General features: G+C 71.4%; 13 protein-coding genes. 4 read left to right on the top strand and 9 right to left on the bottom strand.

Annotated elements, in window-relative coordinates; translation table 11 throughout:
• Positions 1–33 precede the first annotated feature (33 nt).
• The 4 genes from ACLJOU_RS17055 to ACLJOU_RS17040 form a co-directional block, all read right to left on the bottom strand.
• Complete coding sequence (locus ACLJOU_RS17055) at positions 34–291, bottom strand: AraC family transcriptional regulator (RefSeq protein ID WP_410568411.1); 258 nt, start codon at positions 289–291, stop codon at positions 34–36.
• A gap of 7 nt (positions 292–298) precedes the next feature.
• Complete coding sequence (locus ACLJOU_RS17050) at positions 299–709, bottom strand: VOC family protein (RefSeq protein ID WP_191315778.1); 411 nt, start codon at positions 707–709, stop codon at positions 299–301.
• 10 nt (positions 710–719) lie between these two features.
• Positions 720–1163 carry a helix-turn-helix transcriptional regulator gene (locus ACLJOU_RS17045; RefSeq protein WP_410568409.1) on the bottom strand — a complete coding sequence of 148 codons (444 nt, stop codon included), beginning with the start codon at positions 1161–1163 and terminating at the stop codon, positions 720–722.
• 269 nt (positions 1164–1432) lie between these two features.
• A complete protein-coding gene (locus tag ACLJOU_RS17040; protein WP_410568407.1) occupies positions 1433–2323 on the bottom strand; it encodes a LysR family transcriptional regulator in 891 nt (296 codons plus the stop codon).
• 138 nt (positions 2324–2461) lie between these two features.
• Here ACLJOU_RS17040 and ACLJOU_RS17035 point away from each other — a divergent pair, with 138 nt between their 5' ends.
• Positions 2462–3868 carry an MFS transporter gene (locus tag ACLJOU_RS17035; RefSeq protein ID WP_410568955.1) on the top strand — a complete coding sequence of 469 codons (1407 nt, stop codon included), beginning with the start codon at positions 2462–2464 and terminating at the stop codon, positions 3866–3868.
• Positions 3869–4455: 587 nt separating this feature from the next.
• On the opposite strand, the gene ACLJOU_RS17030 is transcribed toward ACLJOU_RS17035, so the two are convergent.
• From ACLJOU_RS17030 to ACLJOU_RS17010, 5 genes are read right to left on the bottom strand one after another with little or no spacing between them, the layout of a single operon-like run.
• The gene (locus ACLJOU_RS17030) at positions 4456–5880 is read right to left on the bottom strand and encodes an NAD(P)/FAD-dependent oxidoreductase (protein WP_410568405.1); all 1425 of its coding nucleotides are present in this window, start codon (positions 5878–5880) and stop codon (positions 4456–4458) included.
• Positions 5873–6103 (bottom strand): ferredoxin, encoded by a 231-nt coding sequence (locus tag ACLJOU_RS17025; RefSeq protein WP_013224408.1) that lies wholly within the window; start codon positions 6101–6103, stop codon positions 5873–5875. Before ACLJOU_RS17025 ends, ACLJOU_RS17030 begins: the two co-directional genes overlap by 8 nt.
• A gap of 1 nt (position 6104) precedes the next feature.
• Positions 6105–6722: a ferric reductase-like transmembrane domain-containing protein gene (locus ACLJOU_RS17020; RefSeq protein WP_410568403.1), complete on the bottom strand. Its 618-nt coding sequence runs from the start codon at positions 6720–6722 to the stop codon at positions 6105–6107.
• A complete protein-coding gene (locus tag ACLJOU_RS17015) occupies positions 6715–7515 on the bottom strand; it encodes a DUF4142 domain-containing protein (RefSeq protein ID WP_410568401.1) in 801 nt (266 codons plus the stop codon). Before ACLJOU_RS17015 ends, ACLJOU_RS17020 begins: the two co-directional genes overlap by 8 nt.
• Positions 7499–8098 (bottom strand): hypothetical protein, encoded by a 600-nt coding sequence (locus tag ACLJOU_RS17010; protein WP_410568399.1) that lies wholly within the window; start codon positions 8096–8098, stop codon positions 7499–7501. Before ACLJOU_RS17010 ends, ACLJOU_RS17015 begins: the two co-directional genes overlap by 17 nt.
• A 239-nt stretch (positions 8099–8337) precedes the next feature.
• Here ACLJOU_RS17010 and ACLJOU_RS17005 point away from each other — a divergent pair, with 239 nt between their 5' ends.
• The 3 genes from ACLJOU_RS17005 to ACLJOU_RS16995 all read left to right on the top strand — a co-directional run bounded on the left by ACLJOU_RS17005 (position 8338) and on the right by ACLJOU_RS16995 (position 11392).
• Entirely contained in the window at positions 8338–8895 is a 558-nt protein-coding gene (locus ACLJOU_RS17005; protein ID WP_410568397.1) for a sigma-70 family RNA polymerase sigma factor, read from the top strand.
• A gap of 7 nt (positions 8896–8902) precedes the next feature.
• Entirely contained in the window at positions 8903–9691 is a 789-nt protein-coding gene (locus ACLJOU_RS17000) for a zf-HC2 domain-containing protein (RefSeq protein WP_410568395.1), read from the top strand.
• Positions 9692–9961: 270 nt separating this feature from the next.
• Positions 9962–11392 carry a DUF1996 domain-containing protein gene (locus ACLJOU_RS16995; RefSeq protein WP_410568394.1) on the top strand — a complete coding sequence of 477 codons (1431 nt, stop codon included), beginning with the start codon at positions 9962–9964 and terminating at the stop codon, positions 11390–11392.
• The last annotated feature ends 40 nt before the right edge of the window (positions 11393–11432 follow it).

Genomic DNA, 11432 nt, shown 5'->3' with positions numbered 1-11432 from the left:
GGTGTGCTCCAGTTTTCGTTCGGGCGGCGCGGTTCACGCTGCTTCCGGCCCGGCGGCCCGGGCTTCTCGATTCCTGACCGCTCCGACGGCCCGCCGGTAGGCGTGCGACGAAAGGCCGTAGGCGTCGCGGAAGCGGCGGACGAACAGCGCGACGGGCAGGTCCACTGTGGCCGCCAGCGCTTCGACGTCCAGTGCGGCGGCGGGCTCGCGGTCGATGCGGTCGCGGACGCGGCGCAGCAGCGCCAGCTCGCGGAGGTGGTGCTGCGCGGCGACCTGCAGGCTCAGGCACATGCCGGGGTCAGCGCAGTTCCTGGATGCGGAGCAGGTTGCCGGCGGGGTCGCGGAAGGAGCAGTCGCGGATGCCGTAGGGCTGCTCGACCGGCTCCTGGACGACTTCGGCGTTGCCGGCCTCGAGCTTGGCGAACAGCGCGTCGAGGTCCTTGGTGGCGAGGTTGACGCCGGCGTAGGTGCCCTTGGCCATCATCTCGTTGATCATGCGGCGCTCGTCGTCGGTCAGGCCGGGCGTCGCGGCCACCGGTGTCAGCACGATCGCGGTGTCCGGCTGGTTCGGCGGCCCGACGGTGATCCACTGCATGTCGCCGTACTTGACGTTCTGGCGGACCTCGAAGCCGAGGAGGTCGCGGTAGAAGGCGAGCGAGGCTTCCGGGTCCGTGTGCGGGAGGAAGCTCGAGTGAATGGTGACGTCCATGGTGGTCACCCTAGGTGGCGGCCGACGGCCGCGCTTCTCGATTCCTGATCGGTCTGGTGACCTGCTTGGCGACGCACGGCGGCATCCCCACGGTGGCCTCGGCCTGCTGCTCGCGGTAGACGCTCGGCGGCATCCCGACCAGCTCGGCGAACCGCGTGCTGAAGGTGCCCAGCGACGAGAAGCCGACCGTGAAGCAGACCTCGGTGACGCTCAGCTCACCCGTGCGCAGCAGGGCCATCGCCCGTTCGATCCGGCGCGTCATCAGGTACGAATACGGTGACTCACCGTAGGCGCGGCGGAACTGACGGCTGAGGTGCCCGGCGGACATGTTGACGCCGCGGGCCAGCGCCTCGACGTCGAGGGGCTGGGCGTACTCCCGGTCGATCCGGTCCCGGACGCGCCGCAGCAGCGCGAGGTCGCGCAGGTACTGAGCCGTCGCGGGCGAGCTGGTCACGGATGAATCGTGCCACAGGGGACGCGGGCGGGAGCCGGTTTCGTCCGGTCGGGCGGGTATCTCGCGTGCTCGGGCGTGGTGCGGCGTGACTGGGGCGCGATTCGGCGTGGTCGGGGGCGGCTCCCGCGTGATTGCACGTGACCGGGGGCGGATCTCGCGTGATTGGAGGGACATCTCGTGTGATTGGGGAGGCATCTCACGTGATTGGAAGGGCATCACGCGTGATTGGGGGGTCGACTCGCCTGCCCGAGAGGTGGCCTGCCTGGGGGTCAGGGGAGGGCGGACTGGAGGGTTTCGCGGAGCCACTGCTGGGCCGGGTCGGCGTCCAGGCGGGCGTGCCAGGACAGGCGGACCTCCAGGTCCGGCAGGTCCGCCGGGACCGGGAACCAGCGGAGGCCGAGCGGGCCGGCGTACTGCTCGGCGAGGCGCCGCGGCAGCAGTCCCACGTACGGGCTCGAAGCGATCACCAGCACGGCCACCGCGGCCGTGGGGACGACGGCGGCGACGTGCCGGTGCAGGCCCGCCGCGGCGAGGACGTCGTCCAGCGGCCCGCGGGCCAGTCCGCGGCGGGACGCCGAGACGTGCGGGTGGCGGCACAGCTGCGCCAAGGTCGGCCGGCGGTGCCGGGCCAGCGGGCTGTCCGCGCGCACGGCGGCCACCAGGCGCTCGCGGTACAGCACGGCGGTGCGGATGTCGGGCGCCGGGTGCCCGCCCACGCCGATGTCCAGGTCGACCGAGCCGTCGCGGAGGGCGTCGGCGCTCTCGCTGCCTTCGGCCACGAACCGCAGGGTGACGCCCGGGGCGGCCTCCGCCGTGGCCTCGGCGGCCGCGGTGGCCAGGGTCGCGGCCACGCCGTCGTTGATGCGGATCGTGAAGGTGCGCTCGAGCGCGGCGAGCGAAAAGTCGGTGCTGACCAGGGCCGCCGCTTCCTCCAGCAGCGAGCGCACCCGCGGGGCCGTGCGCAGCGCGAACGGCGTCGGCGCCAGCCCCCGGCCGGCGCGCACCAGGATCGGGTCGCCCATCGCCCGCCGCAGCCGGCCCAGCGCGCGGCTGGTCGCCGGGATGGACAGGTGGAGGCGCTCGGCCGCCGCCGTCACGCTGCCGTCCCGCAGGAGCGCGTCGAACACGCGCAGGAGGTTCAGGTCGAGCTGCTCGGCCACAGTTGCAGCATACGCAAACTGCCCTTGCCGAAGTTGCGTCGCGCGCAGCAGTCCGTCCTTCCTACCGTCGGCGTCATGACTACTCAGCTTCGCGAACCGATGTCCGGCCGGGCGTCGCAACGCGGTCTCCTCACCCTCATGTGCGCCGCGGTGGTGCTCGTCGTCGGGATGGTCGCCGCGATCAACCTCGCCGTCCCGCTGCTCGCCGGGAGCGCGTTGCGGCCGTCCGCGCCGGCCCTGGTCTGGATCGTCGACACCTACGTGATCGTGTTCGCCTGCCTGGTGATCCCCGCCGGGGCCGCGGGCGACCGGTTCGGCCGCAAGGGCGTCCTGCTGACCGGCCTGGGGCTGTTCGCCGCGGGCACGCTGCTGTCGGCACTGGCCCCGGACGTCGCGGTGCTGCTCGCGGGCCGGGCGCTGACCGGGATCGGCGCGGCGGCGGTGCTGCCCAACTCCCTCGCCGTCCTGCTGCACGCCGTGCCCGCCGCCCGCAAGCCGGCGACCATCGCCACCTGGGCGTCGATGACCGGCATCGGCGGGGTCGCGGGCAACGTCGGCGGCGGCCTGGTGCTGACCGCGGGGTCGTGGCGCTGGCTGTTCGCCGCCGCCGCGGCTGTCTCGCTGGGCCTCGCCGCGCTGGTCGCCCGGTGCGCGCCGGTGTCCTCCCGCCACGACCGGCGGCTCGGGCCGGTGGCCGTGGCGTTGCTGACCGGCGCGTCGGTCACGCTGCTGCTCGCGATCGTCCAAGGTCCGGAGGCGGGCTGGGACAGCGTGGTCGTCGTGTCCGGGTTCGCCGGGGCCGCCGTGCTGTTCGCGGCGTGGGTGTTCGCCGAGCTGCGGTCCGCGCACCCGCTGCTGGACCCCCGGTTGTTCCGCGATCCGCGCCTGCGCAGCGCCTGCCTCGGGCTGACCGCGATCTTCTTCGGCATGTTCGCGCTGTTCTACGTCAACGCGTCGTTCCTTCAGTACGCCAAGGGGTTCGGCGTGCTGGCGACGGGACTCGGAATCGTGCCGCTGACGGTCCCGGTGATCTTGGGCGGACGGCACGCCGGGCGCCTGGCCGGGCGGATCGGCCTGGACGCGACCATCGCGTGCGCGTTCGCGTGCGTCGGCGGCGGCCTGCTCGGACTGTCCACGAGCGACCCGGCGACACCGTACGCCGTCTACGCGGCTTGGCTCGTCGTGACCGGGATCGGCGTGACCCTGGCGTTGCCGACGCTGTCGGGCGTGATCGCGGGTGCGCTGCCGCCGGACCGGGCGGGGGTGGGCACCGGGTTGCAGGCGACCACGCGCGAGTTCGGCAGCGCGCTCGGCGTCGCGGTGATCAGCACGGTGTCCACGGCGAGGTTCGTCGCCGCGCTGCCGCCGGACACCCGCGGGGCGCACACGGTGGCGGAGGCCCTCGCCCGGGCCCCTCGCGCGTCCGACGTCGTCACGGCGTTCGTGGCGGGGACGGACGCGGGGTTGCGGGTGACCGGGGTGGCGGTGCTGGTCCTCGGCGGTCTCGTGGTGGGGGAGTCGTGGTGGTCGCGGCGCTCGCGGTGAGGTCGCCCCCGGGGATTCCCCCGCCATGTGAGCGGTCGGGGGCCGGTTTCATCCGGTGGAGAGGGAAATCTCGCGTGATTGGGAGGTCGACTCGCGTGATTGGAGGGTCGACTCGCGTGATTAGGGGGTCGACTCGCGTGATTGGGAGGTCGACTCGCGTGATTAGGGGGTCGACTCGTGTGATTGGGGGGTCGACTTGGGTGCCGGGGAGGGCGGGTGGGGTGGGGAGGCCGTCCCGGGGGTTCCCGTGCCCCCGGGACGGCCGTGCACCGGTGCAAGACCGTGGCGTTCCTTCCGGCGGCATACCCGTCCACCGGAACGACCGCCACGGCCCGTGCGCCCCGGCGAGGTGACCCGCCGTGGCGCTCGACCCCGGGCCCCCGCCCGGTGCGCCGGGAGAAGGTCACCCCGGGGGCGTCGGGTTCCCTCGGGATGACCTTCTCCTGGCCCGCCGGGCGCTCGTGCCGTCACGGACGCGAGGCGGGCTGGGGGACGCTGGGGCCGGTCACCACACACCCAGCCGCGGAGGGGGTGTGGTGACCGGCAAGGGACGGAGGGCCGCCGCGCGCAGCCCCGTCCCGGCTTCGCTACCTCCCCATCGGGATGGCCATGGTCGGCAGGGCGGCCCCGGGCTGCGCGGCGAACGCCGTGGTGGGCAGCGCCTGCGCGGGGAACGCCGTCGTCGGGATGTCGTTGGCGAACTCGCTTTCGAACTCGCGCTCGAAGGCCTGGTGGTCGAAGCCGCTGTCGAACTCCGGCGGCACGTCGGCCGCCAGCGCGGCCAGCGACGGCTCGACCACCGGCACCTCCGGGGCGGGCGCGGGCTCCGGCTCCGGCACGTAGTCGGGAGCGGGCAGCCGCCGGTCCAGCTCGGCCATCCAGTCGAGCATCGCCCGCGGCTTGTCCCACGCGGAGATGCCGACCAGGCGCCCGTCGCGGATGAAGCCGGTGATGCCGTCGGCCAGCGACACGGTGTCCTCGGCCAGCGAGGGCATCCCGCACATCTGCAGGCGCGTGTCGTACAGCGTCGACCAGGCGCGGGGCAGCGGGGTGAACGGCCGGGCGCTCGAGTGCCCCATCAGCAGGTTCTCCGCCGCGTGCCGGGCCGACTCGACGGCGTTGATCCAGTGCTCGACCCGCCGCGGGGTCTCGTCGAACCGCAGGTTCGGCCAGCGCGCGATGTCGCCGGCGATGACGACGTCGGACGCGCCCTCGGCGAACAGCTTGGAGTCGCAGAGCACGCCGTCGCTGATGTCCAGGCCGGAGCCGCGCATCCAGTCCACCGACGGGACGCTGCCGATGGCGAGCACGACGACGCTGGCGACCAGCAGCTGGTTGTTCGTCAGGTGCAGCCCGACGGTGTCCTTCGTGCTGATCCAGTGCCGGACTTCACTGCGCATGGCCAGGTTCGCGCGGTGCTCGTGGTGGGCCTCGACGATGCCGCTGGAGACGCGGTCGCCGAAGCGGTGCAGCGGCGCCTTCGCGTGCCCGATCAGGGTGACGTCCCGGCCGATGTGCCGCATGCTCGCGGCGAACTCGTTGCCGATCAGGCCGGCGCCGATCACGACGGCCGGCTTCTTGCTGGCGTTGAGGCAGCGCCGCACCGCCATCGAGTCCTCGACCGTGCGCAGGATCCGCACGCGCGGGTCGTGCCGCGGCGCGCCGGGCAGGTGCCGCGGGTAGACGCCGGTGGCGGCGATCAGGCCGTCGTACCAGAGGGATTCGCCGCCGGGCAGGTGCACGACCCGCTCGGTGGTGTCCAGGTGCGTCACGCGCGCCCCGAGGCGCCAATGCACGTCGAGGTCCGGCAGGTAGTGCGAAAGGCCCACGTCGCTGGGCCGTTCGGTCCCCATCACCAGCGCCTTCGAGACCATCGGGCGGTGGTACGGGCGCCGTGCCTCGTCACCGATGAGCACGATTTCCCCGTCGAAGTTCAGTTCCCGCAAGCGTTCCGCGGCACGCAGCCCGGCGACGCCCGCACCGACGATGACGATCCGGTCGCCGTCAGCCATCGAGGTCCCCTCTCATCACGACCGCCTGCATCGGGCAGCAGCGGGCGGCCATCTTCGCCTGTTCAATGGTGGTTTCGTCCAGCAGCCGCGTGTGGAAGCGCAGGCGGCCGTCCTGGCCGAGGTCGAACACGTCCGGCGCCTCCATGGCGCAGATGCCGTAGAGCTCGCAGCGGTCGTTGTCGACGCTGATCCGGGGGCCACCCCCGGGCAGCCGGAAGGGCATCTCAGGCCACCTGCTCTTCCACGAGTCCGATGCGTTCCAGGGTGCGGGCGGGCATGAACCGCAGCATCGACACCGTCACGGCCGGGACCAGCAGCGTGATGCCGCCCAGCCAGGTCACCGAGAGGTGGCCGTTGGCGATGGCGCCGAACCAGGAGTGGACGGCGATCAGCCCGACCGCCGGGTACGCGCAGCGGTGCAGCCACAGCCAGCGGCGGTAGGAGGTGAAGCGCTGCAGGCCGGCGGTGAGGAAGATGGCGAACATGACCTCGAAGCCGATGATGCCCGCGATGTGGCGCGCTTCCTGGCCGGACCCGAACGGGACGAACATGTAGGCGAAGCTGTACGGGGCCACCGTCAGGTAGGTGAAGCCCAGCGCGTGGACGAGGCCGAAGATGATCGTCGCGGTGGCGAGCACCATGTGGGTGCTGCGCAGGCCCTTCCGGCCGGTGACCGAACGGATCCAGCCGGTCGCGGTGAGCACGCCCCAGGTGAGCGTCAGCATCGTCGCCGCGTAGGACGTCCGGGCGGCGAACGCCGCGAGGCCGCGGGCGGCCGGGTCGGTCTTCGGCTGGAACTGCTGGGTGAGGAAGATCGTTGCGTCGTGCCATGTCTCAACCATGGCTACCCCCGGTTCTCGCGGTGGCCGGCCGGGACGACCTGGCGCGGCCACGGTTGCTCTTGATCTGGCGCAGCACGTAGAACAGCCCGCCACCGACCAGCAGGAACAGCGCCCCCACCACGGCGAGCTGGGACGTGTCGAGACCGAGCTGGATGCCGGTGGGCGCCGCGGTGGTGGAGACGACCGGCGCGGGCAGCGCGGTGTAGTCGACCATCCCGGTGCTTTCCAGCATCGTCATGTGCCGCATCACGGCCTGGTTGCCGACGGTGGCGAAGGCCCGCACGTCGTCGTTGCGGGTGCCGGCGCGCAGCTGCGCGAGGACGGCGAACACCTGGCCGTGCGCCGCCCGCAGCCGGTTGGCGAAGACCCGGTCGAACTCCGGGCCGGGGGCGGCGGCCATCTCTTCGGCGAGCCAGCCGCGCTGTTCGTCGGACGGCTGGTCGGGGACCGGCGAGTTCAGCTTCTGCGAGAGCGCGCGGGTGGCGACGTCGAGGCGGCCGTGGTCCATCATGATCGCGAAGCCGACCTTCTGGACGATCGGGCTGCCCTTCTGCATGGCCATCATGCCCGAGGGCATCTCCCACAGACCGGCCTGGCGGACCTTGGTCAGCAGCACCGCGTCGGTGTCGGACACCGAGTTCACGGCGCCGGTCTGGGCGAGCGAGGTGTAGCCCGGTGCGAGCAGCGTCAGGACCGCGGCCAGCACGAACAGGATCCGGGCCAGCGGCCGGGAGCGTTCGAGGGCCGACGGCGGTTCGAAGTCGAACCCGGCGAGCTCAGACGCCGAACGCATTTTGCCTCCACTCGTCCTGGGTCAGCGTGATCTTCTTGCCGTCCGGGGCGATCGGGTACCACGCCTGGTCGGCGCCCTGTCCGGAGGTGTCGGCCGGCTCGCTGTCGCCGGTGAAGTGGTACAGCGGCCAGCCGGCCAGGGTGAGCTGCTGGGACCCGTCGTCGCGGGTGATTTCGCCGATCAGCGACTGGTCGACGTCGATCGGGGCGAGGTTGCCGCCGGCCTTGACCGGGATCCACTTGTCGGCGCACGCGCCGGTGCAGTTCGACCGCGAGGGCTTGGGGGTGTCCCGGTCGTACCGGTAGATCGTGTACCCGGTCCCGTCGACGAGCATGAGCCCCAGGTCGAACGTCTTGGCCGCCCTGAGCTGGCTCTTCGCCGGGTTGTTGGGGTCGGCGGAGATGCCCTGCGGCATCGGGAGGACGACCTGGCCCTGCTGCATGCCGGGCATCTGCATCCCGGCGCCGCCGGCGGCGTACCCGCCACCCGAGGTGGTGGCCGCGCCGGCGGTACAGGCAGTGAGCAAGGCGAGTGCGGAGAGGCACACGGCGGCGGGGACCACCGGGCGGGGAATGCGGATCACTGCTCCTCCGTGGGGCATGACTACGCGCTGTTGCCGGTAGTGCAACGGAAAAGGGCGCGAAAGATCCACAGTGGACATTCGGTCCGGAGTGGATGCGGAGCGTTGCGGGGGACAACGCCTGGTCGGGGTCTTCGGTAGGGGATACGGACACGGTCCGGAAACGGTTCAAAAAAGTTTTGCACCCGGTTTGGGGTCCGAAGTACTGGACGTAGGCCGTCCGGCCCACCAGGATGTCCCGCGTGGGACGGCACACCCGAGCGCTGAGATCCGTCGGAGAGCACGAGGCCGTCGAGCCCGGTGACGGCTCCGACGATCTGGCGAAGGCGCTCTACCAGGAGTTCGGCGGGTCCCTCATGGCGTTCGCGCTGCGGCTGACCGGCCACGACCGGCAGTGGGCCGAAGACGTCGTGCAGGAGACGCTGATCAAGGCGTGGCGGAACGCCGACAAGCTCGACCGCCAGCCGGAGATGCTGCGTGCCTGGTTGTTCACGGTGGCCCGCCGCACCGTCATCGACGGCTGGCGCAGCCGCAGTGTCCGGCCCCAGGAGCTCGAGGAGATCGAGTCCGACGCGATCGCGGTGTCCGACGAGTCGGACCGGACGCTCGCCGCGATGATCGTTTACGAAGCGCTGCAGGGGCTTTCGCCCGAGCAGCGGGAGGCCATCCAGCAGACCTACCTGCGCGATCGGACCGTGAACGAGGTCGCGGCGACCCTCGGCGTCCCGCCCGGCACGGTCAAGTCCCGCATCCACCACGCCGTCCGCGCGCTGCGCCGGGCCTTGCGGGAGCGGGGGTGAACTGAGCGTGGCCGGATCCGCACACACCGACGTCGCCGCCTACGTGCTCGGCGTCCTCAGCGAGGCCGAGAACAGCCAGTTCGAAGCCCACCTGATGAACTGCCCGCACTGCCAGCTCGACCTGATCGAGCTGTACCAGCTGCCGGACGTGCTCGACCTGGTGAAGCGCAGCTGGCCGGAGCCGCCGATGCCGGCGCCCGGCCCGCGCACCCTGTCACCCGGTCCCCGGGTGCTGCGCGGCCTCATGGAAGAGGCCGCCGTCAAGCGCCGCCGCCGTCGCCGGATCGGCATCCTCGCCGGGGCCGCGGCCGCGGCGGCGGTGATCGCCGGCCCGCTGGTGACCCTCGCGGTCCGGCCGGCCGACGCCGTTCCGCCCGCTTCGCTCGCCGCCCCGGCCGGCAAGCAGCCGCCGCCGGCCACGAGCGTCCCGGCGACGTCCACCCCGCCGCCCGGCGGGGCCCAGGGCCAGCCCGGTGGCGGCCAGACCTACGGCCGCGGCAGCGGCGGGTCCGCCGTCAGCGCGCTCGTCACCGTTTCGCCGGTGGAGTGGGGCAGCCGCGTCGAGCTCGAACTGCGCGGGATCGTGGGGCCGGTGAAGTGCCAGCTGGTCGCCGTCCCGGCCACCGGGGCCGAGCGCGTCGTCTCGAGCTGGTCGGTGCCGCCCAAGGGGTTCGGCATCCCCGGCTCGCCCGAACCGTTGCGGCTGCAGGGTTCGGTGTCGCTCGCGATGGACCAGATCAGCCGGTTCGAGGTCCGCGGCGAGGACGGCACCGTCCTCGTGGTCGTCCAGCGCTGAATCTCTTTCTTTTCGACGGAATGCCGTGACCTGGGTGAATGCTGTCCGGTTGCGTTCCGGTAGATAACGAACAGATAACGGGCCGGTCGCTTTTGAACCTCGGGCCGCTCGGGTCCGTATCCCCCAATGCATCCCCGATGCATCCCGACAGCCGGAACCGCAAGCGTCCCCACCGGGTTCCGCGATCTCGAGCTCAATCAACGGTAGTTCTTGCCCGGGCTGCCGCGCCGCTGGCGCGCGCCCGGAAAAACGAACGAGGTGAACTAGTCTATGGCCCGGAATTCTCGGTCCCCCGTGACGGGCAAGCACCGCGTTGCCCGCCGAACCAAGATCGCGATGGGTGCGATCGGCCTGGCGATCGCCGTCGGCGCACTCGCCGTCGCGGTCACCACGGGCCGCACGGGCGAGGCCAGCGCGGACCCCGCGGACCCGTCGTTCTTCATCGACATCAACAAGGTGCCCGCCGGCAACAACGTCAACGCGGCCTTGAAGAAGAAGGGCGCCCAGGGCTCCTTCACCGTCAACTGTGGAACGAACGCCGACGGCGCGCACCAGAACCCGGACAACTTCATCGCCCAGCCCGGGATCAAGAACGGTGCCCAGCACCTGCACGACTACGTCGGCAACAAGACCACCGACGCCGACTCGAGCCTCAAGAGCCTGCTCGCCGGCGGGACCACCTGCAAGAACGGCGACAAGTCCGCTTACTTCTGGCCCGTCATCCGCATCGACCGCGGTGACAAGGAAGCCGAGCAGCAGAAGAACCAGCAGGCCCAGCAGCAGCAGAAGGGCAAGACGGGCGACGTCCAGCAGGACAAGAGCGCCCAGGACGCCAAGGACGCGCAGGAGCAGCGCAACAGCCAGGGCCAGGGTGGCGGCCGCTCGGGCCGCAGCGCGCAGCAGCAGGGTGACCAGAACCAGAACCCGGACGGCCAGCAGCAGCGTCGCCAGCGCAACCAGGACCAGAACAACCAGCAGCAGGATCAGAACCAGCAGCAGGACAAGCAGGGCCAGAACAAGAACCAGCAGCAGGACCAGAACAACCAGAACCAGGCCAACCAGAACCAGAACCAGGCCAACCAGAACCAGAACCAGGCCAACCAGAACCAGGGCCAGCAGCAGGACGAGCTCGGTGGTGTCCAGGGCGCGAACAAGGAAGTCGGCGACAACGACGGCACGATCATCGAGCCGGAGTCGGCGACGCTGAAGTTCATCGGCGGCGGTGCGCGGGACGTCGTCGCGATGCCGCTCGGCCTGCGGATCCTCTACGGTGACGCCAAGCAGAGCACCAACGGCCCGAAGAACGCCCGGCCGAGCTGGACCTGCACCGGGTTCGAGGACCGGCTGACCGACCTGTACCCGATCTGCCCGGCGGGCAGCAAGGTGGAGCGGATCCACGCCTTCCCGAACTGCTGGGACGGCAAGAACACCGACAGCAAGGACCACCGCAGCCACATTGTGTTCGCCGACCAGCAGGGCAAGTGCCCGCAGGGGTTCAAGAACGTGCCGCAGCTGCAGGTGACGCTGGTCTACAACGTCCCGCAGGACGTCCAGCAGAACGGCGAGTACAAAGTGGACGCCTTCGCCCAGGAGAAGCACAACCCGCGTTCCGACCACGACGACTTCGCGAACGTGATGAGCCGGCAGATCATGGGCCGCCTGGTCAACTGCATCAACTCCGGCCGGGCCTGCGCCGAATAGCAGTTCCGGTTGCTTCGACTGCCGGGAAGGAGAACTTCCG

Origin of the sequence: Amycolatopsis sp. cmx-4-61 (assembly GCF_046548775.1) — a bacterium.
In the GTDB taxonomy this organism is placed as follows: Bacteria; Actinomycetota; Actinomycetes; order Mycobacteriales; family Pseudonocardiaceae; genus Amycolatopsis.
Note: the sequence above shows the minus strand (reverse complement) of the source record. Positions and strands in the feature narration are given on the sequence as shown.